General features: G+C 41.9%; 9 protein-coding genes. 8 read left to right on the plus strand and 1 reads right to left on the minus strand.

Features of this window, described 5'->3' with window-relative positions:
• Entirely contained in the window at nt 1-1,467 is a 1,467-nt protein-coding gene (locus tag FA047_RS04940; protein ID WP_136834853.1) for a glutamate synthase subunit beta, read from the plus strand.
• 280 nt (nt 1,468-1,747) lie between these two features.
• Here the strand turns inward: FA047_RS04940 and FA047_RS04945 are convergent, their stop codons facing one another.
• Nucleotides 1,748-2,743, minus strand: coding sequence for a hypothetical protein (locus tag FA047_RS04945; RefSeq protein ID WP_136834854.1), 996 nt, complete (start codon nt 2,741-2,743; stop codon nt 1,748-1,750).
• Between the two features lie 197 nt (nt 2,744-2,940).
• Between FA047_RS04945 and FA047_RS04950 the strand changes: the two genes are divergently transcribed.
• The 7 genes from FA047_RS04950 (at nt 2,941) to FA047_RS04980 (ending at nt 15,696) form a co-directional block, all read left to right on the plus strand.
• Nucleotides 2,941-5,217 carry a GH92 family glycosyl hydrolase gene (locus tag FA047_RS04950; RefSeq protein WP_136834855.1) on the plus strand — a complete coding sequence of 759 codons (2,277 nt, stop codon included), beginning with the start codon at nt 2,941-2,943 and terminating at the stop codon, nt 5,215-5,217.
• 5 nt (nt 5,218-5,222) lie between these two features.
• A complete protein-coding gene (locus FA047_RS04955) occupies nt 5,223-7,583 on the plus strand; it encodes a glycoside hydrolase family 3 N-terminal domain-containing protein (RefSeq protein WP_136834856.1) in 2,361 nt (786 codons plus the stop codon).
• A gap of 110 nt (nt 7,584-7,693) precedes the next feature.
• Nucleotides 7,694-8,245 (plus strand): RNA polymerase sigma-70 factor, encoded by a 552-nt coding sequence (locus FA047_RS04960; protein ID WP_136834857.1) that lies wholly within the window; start codon nt 7,694-7,696, stop codon nt 8,243-8,245.
• A 77-nt stretch (nt 8,246-8,322) separates the two neighbouring features.
• Complete coding sequence (locus FA047_RS04965) at nt 8,323-9,459, plus strand: FecR family protein (RefSeq protein WP_136834858.1); 1,137 nt, start codon at nt 8,323-8,325, stop codon at nt 9,457-9,459.
• Nucleotides 9,460-9,722: 263 nt separating this feature from the next.
• Nucleotides 9,723-13,007, plus strand: a complete 3,285-nt coding sequence (locus FA047_RS04970) for a SusC/RagA family TonB-linked outer membrane protein (RefSeq protein WP_136834859.1) — start codon at nt 9,723-9,725, stop codon at nt 13,005-13,007.
• Nucleotides 13,008-13,027: 20 nt separating this feature from the next.
• The gene (locus FA047_RS04975) at nt 13,028-14,638 is read left to right on the plus strand and encodes a RagB/SusD family nutrient uptake outer membrane protein (RefSeq protein ID WP_136834860.1); all 1,611 of its coding nucleotides are present in this window, start codon (nt 13,028-13,030) and stop codon (nt 14,636-14,638) included.
• 26 nt (nt 14,639-14,664) lie between these two features.
• Nucleotides 14,665-15,696 (plus strand): glycoside hydrolase family 18, encoded by a 1,032-nt coding sequence (locus FA047_RS04980; protein ID WP_136834861.1) that lies wholly within the window; start codon nt 14,665-14,667, stop codon nt 15,694-15,696.
• The last annotated feature ends 3 nt before the right edge of the window (nt 15,697-15,699 follow it).

Consider the following 15,699-nt stretch of genomic DNA (forward strand, 5'->3'; position numbering starts at 1 on the left):
ATGGGAAAAGTAACTGGATTTTTAGAATATGAAAGAACTGCTCCTGGTAAAGAAGATGCAAAAGAGCGTTTAAAGCACTACAATGAATTTGTAGCTGAATTAGAGGAACAGGAAGTAAATAAACAGGCAGCAAGATGCATGGACTGCGGCGTACCATTCTGTCAGTCTGGTTGTCCGCTTGGAAATGTGATCCCTGAATTTAACGAAGCTGTATATAAAGGAGATTGGCAGCTGGCTTCAACTATTTTGTTGAGTACCAATAATTTTCCGGAATTTACTGGAAGGATTTGTCCTGCGCCTTGCGAATCAGCTTGTGTACTGGGTATCAATAAGTCGCCGATTTCAATTGAAGAGATTGAGAAACACATCATAGAAACGGCCTTCAACAAGGGATATATTAAAGCAGAACCTCCTTTGATCCGCACCGGTAAAAAGGTAGCTGTAATCGGTTCAGGTCCGGCTGGCCTTGCTGCTGCTGCCCAGTTGAACAAAGCTGGTCATGAAGTGGTAGTTTACGAACGTGATGATACACCTGGAGGTTTATTAAACTATGGTATTCCCGATTTTAAACTGCAGAAAGATATAGTAACCAGACGTATTGCGCTGATGGAAAAAGAAGGCATAGTATTCAAATGCAACTCCAATGTTGGTGTTAATGTAGAATTGAATACCTTGCTGAGAGATTATCAGTCTATTGTACTTGCAGGTGGCTCTACCATTCCGCGTGACCTTCCTGCTACAGGAAGAGACGCCAAAGGAGTACATTTTGCAATGGACTTTTTGAAACAACAAAACAAGCGTGTTAAAAACTTTGCGGTTGTAGATGAAGCAATTCTGGCAACGGGTAAAGATGTAATTGTAATTGGTGGTGGAGATACTGGATCTGACTGTATTGGAACTTCTAATCGTCAGGGTGCTAAATCCGTGACCCAGTTTGAGATCATGCCAATGCCTTCACAGTCACGCACACCAAATATGCCGTGGCCAACTTATCCTATGCTTTTAAAAGTAACGTCTTCTCACGAAGAGGGATGCGAAAGAGGATGGGGAGTAAACACTAAGGAATTCATCAAAGATGAGAACGGCAATCTTAAAGCGGTAAAAGTAGTTGATGTAGAATGGGAAATTGATCCTTTTGGTCGCCCGGTAAATTTCCAGGAGAAAGCCGGCACAGAACGCGAGCTTCCTTGTCAGCTTGTACTATTGGCTATGGGTTTCCTTTATCCTCAGAAAGAAGGATTGCTGGAGAAACTAGGTATTGAACTGGACAATAGGGGTAATGTGAAAGCAGAGGAAGGTAAATACCAAACCAATATTGCCAAGATCTTTGCCGCCGGAGATATGCGTCGTGGGCAATCGTTGGTAGTATGGGCAATATCAGAAGGGCGTGAGGCAGCCAGAAAGGTAGATCAATACCTGATGGGGCACAGTAGTTTGCCTTCTAAGGATGGAATTCCTTACGCATAATCAGGATTTTTAATTTTTCTATAATTTAAGGCGCCGGAAATTTCCGACGCCTTTCTTTTTGGGGTCCGTTTGCTATGCAGTCGGTGCTTCTCCGGTGCAACTACGGTGCTTCTGGGGTATTGCTTCGATCACGATTGAAGCAATACCCCAGATGGTACGGAGCAATACCCCAGGAGATACAAGCGCATAGCGAAAGCAGCTAGAATACATTCAAGGCAGTCTTATAGAAAATCCAAATGCTTCCTAAGCCGATAATCGACATTGCGGATGGGGAAAGCTATTAATGCAACAGCAAAGTATCGATGAATCCGTAATGCATTGTCTTTTTAGTCGCGTCAGGCATTTCATTGAAAGCCCTATAAGCCAGGTATGGCTTGTTTTTGTCAATGCCATTGAATAATTTTGATATTTCTTTTCTAATTTTCAGGTTTTCTGTTCTTAATGCTGAAGTATCTTTTATATTGATATTGGATAGATAACTAACTAAGACAAAAAACTGGGATTGTGTTTTTTCCGGGTTGATCCCAATAATCTGAGGCTTGGTGTCAACTTTGTCTACCATGACAGGGAACTTATAAGCCGTGTTGGCTTCCACTACTGCTTTTTCACCAAAATTCTTAATTTCATCCGCTCTTTTATATTGCCAAACGACGGATGGGGTAAAACAAAGTTTGGCCATGTACATCAGGTTTGCTGCATCAACCAGTTCTTTGTTTTGGAACCGTTCCTTTGCTGTTTTATAATAGTCTGGAGCGGTCTTTCCTTCTATGCTATATTGGCCAAAGTAGAGGATGTTGATCTTCCATTCACTTCCGTATTTTCCGTAGATTGCAGTCACAAGCAGTTCATCACTTTGTCTCGTTGGGATCAACAATGAAACATACATTTCTTTATTTAAGGCGAGGAAATTTAGTGCGTAATCATTGTCTCCTGAGAGCCCTGATGGAATAAAAGCATTTTGACCTGTTGTTGTGCTTCTTACGAGATATTCATCTAGTACCCTGTAATCATTATTTTCCAGGAAGGGAGAAACCTGACTGATTAAATTACCTAATGCAGGTGCCTTCTCCAATAACTGATCGGATAGTAATGCTTTTACTCCAGCAGTGTCATTTTTTCTTAAAGCATCCATTAACCGGTCATTCAAGGCTTTGATTTCCTGCCGGGCCCGCTGATCAATGCTGCCATTTTTCCACATACCTGATGTCCCAAGCTTGCAGCCGGTAAGACTTATTGTAATTATTGAGAGAAGAGTTAAGGAGAGTCGTTTGATCATGGTCTGGGCATTTAAAAGATTATTCAGCTAATTTGGTGAATATATTTGAGCAATGAAACAACATTAATTTTTCTGCTGGCAAACTAAAGCTAGGTTTAACGTGAAGTTGACGCCGCAGGTTTTCTTTTTTATAGATATACCCAATTACTCCTTTACAAGTGTCTTATAAAAAAGCCAAATATGCTTACCTTTATTTTATGATCAAATTTAATTTCCCCAGACTTTTGTCAGCCTTAGTGGTATCGGCTTTTGTTCTGCCTGTTTTTGCTCAGCAACAGCTTAAAAAGCCATTAAGTTTAACTCAGTATGTAGATCCTTTGATCGGATCAGGTTTTCACGGACACGTATTTGTTGGTGCAAATGTTCCCTTCGGAGCGGTGCAACTAGGTCCGGTAAACATTTCTGAAGGTTGGGACTGGTGCTCGGGATATCATATCTCTGATACCACCATTATCGGATTTTCCCATACTCACCTAAGCGGTACGGGAATTGGAGACTTGGGAGATGTGATGTTTATGCCAACGACTGGTCCATTGAAGCTGGGCAAAGGATCAGCAAAAGATCTGGAAGGTGGCTTTCTTTCGACTTTTAGCCGGAAGAACGAAATCGTTAAACCAGGTTATTATAAGGTAGATTTAAACAGGTATGGTATCAAAGCAGAGCTGACCACCAGTAAAAGGGTGGGGATGCATCGCTATACCTTCCCAGCCACTGATGCGGCTAACATCATCATCGATCTGAAACAGGGAATTGGATGGGATGGGCCAATGGAAACTTATATAGAAAAGGTAGATGACCATACGATTGCAGGATATCGCTTTTCCAAGGGATGGGCGGTAGATCAAAGAATTTACTTTACCGCTGTATTCTCTAAAGCCATTAAGAATTTTTCAGTCTATGACAGCATTACAGTAAAACCGGGTACTTCTCTCAAAGCCAGGAACGTTAAAGCGGCAATTACCTTTGCTACCGCTAAAAATGAGACCGTATTGGTTAAGGTGGGTATCTCTCCGGTGAGCATAGCGAATGCTGCATTGAATATTAAAACTGAGATTCCTGATTGGAATTTTGATCAGGTGGTTAAGAATGCAGATCAGCAATGGGATAAAGAACTGCAAAAAATCACTATAAAAGCAGATTCTTTATCTCAGCTTAAAAAGTTCTACACCGCCATGTACCATACGATGATTGCGCCGTCGATATTTGACGATATAAACGGCGAGTATTGGGGCACGGATAAAAAAGTTCACCAAAAACAAGGTTTCAATAATTTAACTACATTCTCCCTTTGGGACACATATAGGGCCAATAATCCCTTATCAACTATCATTCATCCTGAGCATGTTAATGATATGGTTAATTCTATGCTGGCAATCTACAAGCAGCAGGGCAGCTTGCCGGTATGGCACCTCATGGCTAATGAAACCAATTGCATGGTCGGCTATAGCGCTGTTCCTGTAATTGCTGATGCTATACTGAAAGGCTATAAGGGATTTGACACCAATCTAGCTTACGAGGCCATGAAAACAACTGCGATGCAGGATATCAGGGGAACTAATTTTGTCAAGAAACTAGGTTACATACCTGCAGATAGTACTGCTGAGTCCGTATCCATGGGACTTGAATATGCGATCGCAGACTGGAGCATTGCTCAGACAGCTAAAAATATGGGTAAGACCGCCGATTATGAATACTTCAGCAAGAGAGGGCAATACTATAAAAATTACTACAACAGCAAATCAGGCTTTATGCAGGGACGCTTATCTGAAAATCAGTGGCGTACACCATATACCCCTTTTATATCCATCCATGAGCATGGTGATTTTACAGAAGGTAACGGATGGCAGTATACTTTCCTGGTACCGCAGGATGTGAATGGTCTGGTGAGCCTGCTGGGGGGTGAAAGCAAGTTTGACATTAAACTGGATTCTTTGTTTATCGCCAAAGGTGATATGGGGGCTAAGGCTTCGAACGATATTTCTGGTTTGATTGGTCAGTATGCTCACGGCAATGAACCGAGTCACCATGTTACTTACCTCTATAACTATATAGGTAAACCATGGAAAACAGCTGAAAAAGTGAGGTATATCCTCAATGATTTTTATACAGACAAGCCAGATGGTATCATCGGAAATGAAGATGTGGGCCAAATGTCGGCATGGTATGTCTTTTCTGCTCTTGGTTTTTACCAGGTGAGTCCGGCCGGTGGTGTATACGTTCTAGGTAGTCCAACGATAAACAGTGCTGAAATTAAAGTAGCAGGAGGTAAGACTTTCAAGGTAACGGTCAAAAACAATTCTCCTGAAAACAAGTACATTCAGCAGGTGATTTTAAATGGTGTCAATTATACAAAATCTTATATAAAACATCAGGATATTATTAAAGGCGGTACCATGACCATCGTCATGGGAAATAAACCATCATCTGTCTGGGGAGTTAAAACTGCCGACAGACCATCTAATGCCAATAACTAAAAATAATGAACAAAACTCTTTCCTTCCTTTTAATCTTAGCCGGACTTGCATTTAAATCGAGTGCACAACAAAAACCTGTTTATAAGAATGCCAATATGCCCGTGGAGAGCAGGGTGAAAGACTTGATCTCCCGTATGAGTGTAGACGAAAAGATAGGTCAGATCTCGGTATTGCTAGGTTGGGAGATGTATGATAAAACAGGAAATAAAGTCGGAGTAAGCGAAAAGTTTAAACAAGCTCAGGCAGAGCAATATACTGGAATGCTATGGGCAACATTGAGAGCAGATCCATGGACTCAGAAAACGCTGAAGACAGGTTTGAATCCCGGACTTTCAGCTAATGCGACAAACGCCCTTCAGAAATATGTGGTAGAAAAAACAAGGCTCGGAATTCCGATGTTCTTTGCCGAGGAGTGCCCGCATGGACATATGGCGATAGGAACTACAGTTTTTCCGACATCGATAGGCCAGAGCAGCACCTGGAACACGACATTAATTGAAACAATGGCGGCTGCAATAGCCGCAGAAGCAAGAACTCAGGGCGCTCATATTGGTTATGGTCCGGTATTGGATCTGGCAAGGGAACCACGCTGGTCACGCGTAGAGGAAACTTATGGCGAAGATCCGGTCTTAAACGGCGCTATGGGTGCGGCTATGGTAAGAGGCTTCCAGGGTCATGACTTAAAGTCGGGATCAAATGTGATCTCTACTCTTAAGCACTTTACTGCCTATGGCGTACCAGAAGGTGGTCATAACGGTGGGAGTGTAACTATTGGAATCAGGGAACTGCACCAGTCTTATCTTCCGCCTTTCAAGGCAGCTGTAAAAGCAGGAGCATTGTCGGTGATGACTGCCTATAACTCGATAGATGGCATCCCTTGCTCTTCGAATCCTGTGCTTTTAAAAGATATTCTCAGGACAGACTGGGGCTTTAAGGGTTTCGTAGTGTCAGACCTTGGCAGTATTTCAGGAATCAGTGGTAGTCACCATGTAGCAGCAAATGCGGAAGAAGCGGCAGAAATGGCTATCAATGCCGGACTGGATGCTGACTTAAGCGGCTATGGCTATGGGAAAGCTCTTAAGAAGGCAGTTGAAAATGGAAAAGTAAGCATCAGTACATTGGATACTGCTGTTGCCAATGTATTGAGGCAAAAGTTTGCACTCGGACTTTTTGAGCATCCGTATGTTGATCCTGCAAAAGCCGTAAAAACAGTAAGGAGTGCTGCACATATTGAATTAGCCAGGAAGGTTGCCCGGGAATCTGTTGTGTTGCTAAAGAATCAAAACAATACACTTCCATTGAGTAAACAACTTAAGAATCTCGCTGTCATCGGCCCTAATGCAGATAACATGTACAATCAGCTGGGCGATTATACTGCTCCACAAGCTGAGGAATCTATAATCACAGTATTAAAAGGTATTAAGAACAAAGTCTCGTCAAATACCAAAGTGCGCTATGTAAAAGGATGTGCCATCAGAGATACGACGAATCTTCAGTTTGATGAAGCCCTGGCCGCTGCAAAAGCTGCAGATGTAGTGGTAATGGTATTGGGAGGTTCCAGTGCAAGAGATTTTAAAACTGAATATTTGTCGACCGGCGCTGCTACAGTTAAAGCTGCTGAAACCAGCGTTAGTGATATGGAAAGCGGAGAAGGTTATGACCGTTCGACCCTGGATCTGATGGGTAAACAGTCGCAGTTGCTTCAATTGATCGCAAAAACAGGAAAACCTGTTGTGCTTGTAATGATTGAAGGCAGACCATTAAATTTGAACTGGCCAGCTGAGCATATACCGGCAATATTAAATGCATGGTATCCCGGTCAGGAAGGTGGAAATGCAATTGCAGATGTGCTTTTTGGTGATTATAACCCTGCGGGCCGTTTGCCAATATCAATTCCAAGATCTGTAGGTCAGCTTCCTGTTTATTACAACGTGAAACGTCCGGTAGCTCATGACTATGTAGAAACCAGTGCGAAACCTTTATACGCATTTGGATATGGATTGAGCTATTCCTCTTTTGAGTATAGTAATCTCGTTATCAGCAAAAAGGAAGGGGGCAATATCAATGTGAAGTTTACATTAAAAAATAAGGGTACTGTCGCCGGGGACGAAGTGGTTCAGTTGTATATCAGGGATGAAGTTAGTTCAGTAGTAAGCCCCGACAGGCAGTTGAAACAATTCAGGCGTATACACCTGGCGCCTTCGGAAGAACGGACAGTAGAATTCAACCTTACTGCCGACGATCTTAAATTAATGGACAGCAAGATGCAATGGGTGGTTGAGCCGGGTGATTTCAGCATTATGCTGGGTGCTTCTTCCGACGACATCAGATTGAAAGACAGATTCAACATCTCCTCTGTAAATTAATTGTTATGATGTCTTGCATTGTTTCCATATAGGTTCAATAATGGACGCTATCAGCGTATTGATGCTTGCTTTATTATTTTTAATGCTGTTAATTTTTGTAAATTCGTTTAATGTCAATATACGGCCAGCTAAGCGATTTTGAACTAACAGGGTTATTAAATAAGGGGGATCAGTTAGCATTTCGTGAGATTTATAACCGCTACAACAGCCTATTGCTTATCTATGCCTACAGGAAATTGCAGGATAAAGAAGAAGCAAAAGATGTTGTGCAGGAAGTATTTGCCGGAATATGGACCAATCATACCGAACTCCAAATAAAGACAACACTCTCGGGTTACCTGTACAGGATTGTACTCAATAAAATCCTCAATACATTCAGGCATAAGGACTTTGGTAAGCAGTATATTGATGCCATTCAGCATTTGGTGGATACAGAAACCACTGCAACGGATTACCTGATCAGGGAAAAAGAAATGACAGCGATGATTGAAAAGGAGATTGCCGGGCTGCCTGCTAAAATGCGTGAAGTCTTTGAGCTGAGGAGAAAAGAATACCTGAGCAATAAAGAAATTGCCGAGCGCCTAAGACTATCAGAACATACTGTGGCCACGCAGATGAAGAAGGCATTGAGGGTTATTCGACTGCGTTTTGGCGGATTATAAAAAATATTTTCATTAAGCATACCCGATCTGTTTAATTCATGTGTCTTTGTTGATGTAGAACGTATTGTAAGCATAAGATGGATAACGAAGTCAAAGATTTATTGAAGCGCTTTAAAGAAGGAAAAACCACTCATCAGGAGGAAGAGATGCTGCGCTATTGGCTTCATCATCACAATCAGGAAGGTGCATCAGGTCTGTCAGAAGCCGACTTACAGCAAGCGGATGATGAAATGTGGATGGCTGTACAACCAGCTGACAAACCTGCTGTGACACGTAAATTGATACCGGCTTTAGCAGCAGCTGCAGTATTGTTAATTACCGTATCTGCAGGGTTATATTTTTTCATGAACAAACCTGAAAACAAATCTGTACCAGTTACTGCAAAAACTAGTGTCATCAAACCAGGAGGAAATAATGCTGTGCTTACTTTGGCCAGCGGTAAAAAAATCGTATTGAATGATGCTGCAACCGGAGAACTTGCCGAAGAATCGGGGATCATCATCAGTAAAACAGCAGATGGCCAACTGGTATATACTGTGACCAATGAGTATTCTGGGAAGGCGAACGTAAATGCTTTTAACACCATTGAAACACCCAGAGGTGGTCAGTATCAGATCAATTTGCCTGACGGAACTAAGGTATGGCTAAATGCAGTTTCTTCATTGCGTTTCCCTTCGAGATTCTCTGGAAATCAACGTAAAGTTGAATTATCGGGTGAAGGGTATTTTGAGGTTGCTCACAATAAGAAAATGCCTTTCAAGGTTAAAACGGCTGATCAGGAAGTAGAAGTTCTGGGAACACATTTTAATATTAATAGTTATCCGGATGAAACTGAAACCATGACTACCTTGCTGGAAGGCTCTGTAAGGGTGAATTCAGCTACGGCTGGTAATACCATGCTTAAGCCAGGTCAGCAGTCCCTATTGTCTGGCAATAACCTTAAAGTAGGAGCTGCCGATGTGGATGCTGCTATAGCCTGGAAGAATGGAGAATTCCGTTTCAATGATGAGAAATTGGAAAGCATTATGCATAAAGTGTCCAGATGGTATAATGTAGAAGTAATGTATCAGGATGATAAATTGAAAACTGAACCTTTCGGTGGTGTGATTACACGCTTTGCAAAGGTTTCAGAATTGCTGAAGATGCTTGAACTGACAAAGGAAGTAAAATTTAAAATAGAGAATAACACCATCGTGGTGATGGATGGGAAATAAACATCACCAAACAAAACTTAACCAATTAACCAAATTTAACCAAATATGAAAATCAGAGAGAACTCATCCTAAGGGTGTAGTAGCCCGTTGGTTTTCCAAAAAAAATCAGGAACACTCGTAATGTCCCTGATCAATTTTTTCGGAAAAACCTTAAAGTAGTGTCGTACAACTTTTTATCAATTTAAACCGAATAACAAATGTATAAAGTTTTTACAAAAGAAATTTGTAATCCCCCCGACTATATCCGAAAATTCGTACTTATTATGAAAATTACCGCCATTTTAATTTTCGCCACGTTAATGCAGGTAAGTGCCGCTGGATTTGCACAAAGAATTACGCTTAATCAAAAATCAGCCAGTCTTAAACAGATATTTAACGCCATCAATAGACAAACAGGATATAATATCCTGTGGTCTGCCAAACAAATTAAAAATGACCGTTTACAGAATGTTCAGTTAAATAATGTTCCCGTAGAGGAAGCACTTACAAAATGTCTTAAAGATTTTCCGCTAACCTATACAATTGAAAACAAGACAATTGTGATCAGAGAAAAGGAAAAAACGATAGTGCAACACTCAGTTAACCAACCGAAACAAAGGAAAAATATCCCTGGAAAGGTAGTGGATGAAGCTGGTAAGCCTATTCCCGGAGCCTCTATCAGGATTAAAGACAGCACAAAAGGAGCGGTATCCCAGGACGACGGTACTTTTGTCATTGATGCAAATCCAGGTGATGTGGTGGTGGTATCCTTTTTAGGTTTTACTTCTGCTGAGATTACTATAGCAAACCAAAGCAGCTTGAATGTGGTGCTCAAAGAAGCATCAAATGAACTGAGTGGCGTAGTGGTAACTGCATTGGGTATAAAAAAAGAATTGAAATCATTGTCTTACAATGTTCAGGAGATTAATGGCAACGAAGTAAATAAAGTAAAGGATGCCAACTTTGTAAACAGCCTTGCCGGTAAGGTGGCTGGCGTAACCGTCAATAGCAGTTCTTCCGGTATTGGCGGTGGTGCAAGGGTAGTACTTCGCGGTACAAAATCAATCTCAGGAAACAACAATGCATTATATGTGATTGATGGTATTCCTATGCCGCAATTGTCTGTTGCGCAGCCTGGTGATGTGTTTTCTGGTGCAGGACAATCCGGCGATGGTGCGTCAAACATCAACCCTGATGACATTGAGACTATTTCTGTATTAAGTGGCCCTTCGGCGGCAGCCCTATATGGAAGTGATGCGGCAAATGGGGTGATCATGATCACAACAAAAAAGGGTTCAAAGGATAGTTTCTCTATTACAGCTTCTAACAACTCTACATTTCAGTCGCCATTTGTAATGCCTGACTTTCAGAATACCTATGGCTCTGAAGTGGGCAGTTATTACAGTTGGGGTGAAAAGCTGAAAACACCAAGTACATATGATCCAAAAGATTTCTTCCAGACGGGAGTAAACTCAACTACTACGTTGAGCTTGTCTACCGGGAATGAAAAGAACCAGACCTATTTCTCTATGGCGGCAGTAAATGGTAATGGAATCATTCATAACAATAACCTGGACAGGTACAATTTTTCATTCCGCAATACCAGCAAGTTTTTGAATGATAGACTGAATATGGATCTGAGTGTGAATTACATCAAGCTTGAAGAGCAGAATATGCTTTCTCAGGGACAGTACTTCAACCCATTGATTCCTATTTACCTCTTCCCAAGAGGGGACGATATCAGGAAATACCAGGTATTTGAGCGTTATGATGCTACCCGTAACTTTAAAACCCAATACTGGCCGTACGGTGATATGGGCTTCCAAATGCAAAATCCTTACTGGATTACAGAAAGAAATAACTTTACCAACAGTAAGAACAGGTATCAGATGGCCGCTTCATTGAAATATGACATCAATCCCTGGATGAACATCACAGGACGTGCAAAACTGGACAATAATACAGCGCTAAACGAGCGGAAATATTATGCATCTACCTCAGGTTTGTTTGCCGGTGATGCAGGCGCATACTACAAATATGACCTCAGCACACGTCAGGTTTATACAGATCTACTCCTGAATATCAATAAACAGGTCAATGATTTTTCGGTAACGGCAAACATTGGTGCCAGCTTGCAGGACATCAAATATGACTATTCAAGCCTTGGCGGAGACCTTCAAAGTGTTCCGAACCTATTTACATACAGCAACATTAACCTTTCTCAAAGTAAACTGGAGCAAAATGGTTATCATGACCAGACCCAGGCTTTGTTTGCCAATTTCCAGGGTGGCTATAAAGGCATGGTGTACCTGGATCTTACCGCAAGAAATGATTGGGTGTCTGCATTGGCCAATACAAAAGCGAAATCCATCTTTTATCCTTCACTAGGTTTATCGGGGGTTATGACAGAGATCTTCGACATCAAATCTGATGTACTTTCATTCCTGAAAGCACGGGTATCTTATAGTGAAGTGGGTAATGCCCCGCAAAGATTTGTATCTATCGCAACTTATCCTGTGATCAATGGATATCCGCAAACCAGTACTTTCCTGCCGGCTACAGATCTGGAGCCTGAAAGAACAAAATCTTATGAAGCAGGTGTAAACATGATGTTGTTTAAGAACAAGCTGAAGATAGATGCAACAGTTTATCAATCATCTACTTATAATCAGTTATTTAATCCATCTCTTTCACCAAGTTCGGGCTATACCAGTTTTTTTGTAAACGCAGGTAAAATAGACAATAAAGGGATTGAAGTATCAGCAGCCCTGACTCAGAAGATTGGTCAGGTAACCTGGAATTCTAACCTGGTCTATTCATTGAACAGAAACAAGATCAAAAGCCTGTTGCCTTCCTACACCAATCAGCAAACCGGAGAAACAGTTTCCCTGGACAGCTTAGATATGGGTGGAACATCAAGTTATAAAATGATCCTGACCACCGGAGGTTCTATGGGTGATATTTATGTAAATACGCTTAAAACTGACGAACACGGTTACATCTGGGTAAATGCAACTTCTCAGACCGTAGCCACAGACCAAAACAGGTATGTAAAAGCTGGCAATTCAAATCCCGATTTCAACATTGGTTTTAGAAATGGCTTTGCTTACAAAGGAATTGATGTGAGCTTTTTGGTTACCGCAAGAGTTGGCGGAGTGGGTGTGTCAGTAACGCAAGCCATTATGGATGCTTATGGTGTATCTGCAACTACCGCAGATGCCAGAGCCGCGGGCGGTGCAATAGTAAATGGTTACACAATTCCTGCACAGCCTTACTATCAGACCGTAGGTGGTGGTACATCAGGTATCGGTTCTATGTACGTTTACAGTGCTACGAATGTCCGTTTAGGCGAGGTTTCAGTGGGCTATGATGTTCCCGTAAATAAATACTACAAATGGGTAAAAGGACTTAACGTTTCTTTGATTGGACGTAACCTGTTTATGTTCTATAACAAAGCGCCATTTGATCCGGAGCTTACAGCCAATACCGGAACCTATTATCAGGGAGTTGATTATTTCATGCAACCCAGCCTGAGAAGCTTTGGTTTCGCAGTTAAGTTTAGGTTTTGATCATAATTAAGGAAAAGAAGATGAAGAACATATATAAATCTTTCTCATTAAAAAAACTACCTGTCTGCGCAGCATTGCTTACGATGCTGAGTGTTGGTTGTACCAAGAACTTTGATGAATGGAACACCAATCCGCACCAGGCAACAGAAGATATGTTGCAGCGCGACAATCTTGCAGCCGGATCGTTCTTTGTTCAGATGCAAAAGAACGTATTCCCAATTGCGCAACAACCGGATTTTGGAGATGAAGTATACCAGACCATGCAAAACCTGGCAGGTGATGTATATTCCGGATACATGGGAGCGAGTAATAATTGGTATTCAGGATCTAATAACACGACATATGACCTCATTCCTCAATGGTATGGTCAGGCCTTTAACCGTGCCTTTGTAGGTATTATGCCTGCATGGAATGCAATTAAAAAAACAGCCCAGGCCGAGACACCGCAAGTGTATGCTATGGCTACAATTGTAAAAGTTGAAGCCCTGCACCGTACTACCGATATGTATGGACCACTTCCGTATGTCAATTTTGGTAACGGAGCGTTACAAAACAAGTATGATAGCCAAAGGGATATTTATTACAAGTTTTTTGATGAGCTGAATGAGGCGATTACCATCCTGACGGAATTCAATACGAAAAATCCGGGTGCTACAGCCCTGGCGAAGTACGATTTCATCTACAATGGCAATATCCGTAATTGGATCAAATTTGCCAATTCATTGAAATTGCGTTTGGCCATGCGGATTGTATATGCCGATGCAAACAAAGCAAAATTAGAGGCAGAGTCTGCCGTAAATCATTCGATAGGGGTTTTTACTGCCGCTGGCGACATCGCAGCTTTACAGCATACTGCTGATCTGAGCTATAACCACCCGCTTTACATCATTAACACTAATTTTGATGACATCAGGATGGGGGCCAATATGCAGTCTTTCCTGTCGGGCTATAGCGATCCAAGATTGCCGAGGTATTTTAACATGGCATCGGATGGTACTTACAGAGGAATTCGTAATGGTATAAACATCACCAATAAAGCTACTTATGCTGAAGGACCTTATTCAGAACTCAATGTTTCTGCAACTGCGCCGATCGTCTGGATGAATCCTGCAGAAGTATATTTTCTTCGTGCAGAAGGAGCATTGCGGGGATGGAGCATGGGAAGTGATGCGAAGACACTTTATGAGACGGGTATCAGTACTTCGTTTGCTGTAAGCGGGGTTGCAGGCAGTGCGGCCACCTACATCAATAATTCGACAAGCGTACCGACGGCTTACATTGATCCAGCCAACAGTGGAAATAACATTGCTGCACTAACCTCAGTTACTATTCAATGGAATGCAGCGTCGACCTTCGACATCAACCTGGAGCGTATCATCACCCAGAAATGGATTGCTATGTTCCCGGATGGGCAGGAGGCCTGGTCTGAATTTAGAAGAACCGGTTATCCAAAAGTGTTCCCGGTAGTACTGAATAATAGCAAAGGGTTAATTTCTACAGATAAGCAAATCCGCAGAATACCTTTTCCAGCTACTGAATACCAAACGAACTCTGCCGGTATTTCAGGTGGAGTATCATTGTTGGGCGGTGCTGATAATGGTAATACGAACCTTTGGTGGGATAAAAAATAGAATTTGTTCAATGTTATAATTGCCAAATGATGAAAACGAAATTATTTAACTTAATGCTGATTTGCCTGGCCGCCTTTACGGTCAGTTGCGAAAAGCAAAATACTCCTGAAGCCTTACAGATTCAGAAGCCATATACGTATAGTGATCAATACTATGCCAATTTAAGGGCATATAAGAAGACAGACCATCAGGTGTTTTATGGATGGTTTGCCGCTTATGCGCATAAAGAAGGTGTAACTGCTGAATATAAAAAATCAGCATCATGGGGAGAACACTTCGCCGGTTTGCCAGACAGTCTCGACTTCTGCAGTCTTTGGATGGGAATTCCATCTTTGAAACAGAACGATTCACTGACTACTTACAATCCCATCGCGTATAGGGAAATGCGTGAAGCAATGGAGAAAAAAGGTATTAAAATGTTAGTGCCTACTATTGTAAGTGTAGAAAACCATGGCTTTGAAAAGAGCGATGAGGGCTTGAAAAAGTATGCCAAGTACCTTACGGATATGGTGTTCGATAACGATCTGGACGGGTTAGATCTGGATTGGGAGCCTACTTCAGGATCATATCTGAACACGGCGGCCAACTTTGGAAAACTAGTTGAGTACTGCGGAGCGATTGTAGGTCCGAAGTCCAACTCGGGCAAGTACTTTGTGGTAGATTACTACACACATACATTGCCGAATACAATAGAACCGTATATTGATTACCTGGTAAACCAGGCTTATACACAGGGAACAACATCATCTTCAGCTGCCTTCCTGCAGTTGAGGTATAACCTGGTAAGCAGCTGGTGTCCTCCCCATAAATTCATCGTTACAGAAAACTTCGGTGACTGGTATGAAAACGGGGGTTCTCCATTTACAGAAGCGGATGGCAACATACTTAACAAGTTTGGACTGCAAATGTATTCCCTGGAAGGAATGGCCAGGTGGAACCCTACGCAAGGTAAAAAAGCTGGTTTTGGTGCTTTTTATTTCGACAGGGATTACAATAACGGAGTGCCTTATGGTTTCGTGAGACGCAGCATCCAGGTCGCTAATCCAGCTATACGATAGTCC

It is taken from the genome of Pedobacter frigoris (genome assembly GCF_005116445.1).
Classification (GTDB): Bacteria; Bacteroidota; Bacteroidia; order Sphingobacteriales; family Sphingobacteriaceae; genus Pedobacter; species Pedobacter frigoris.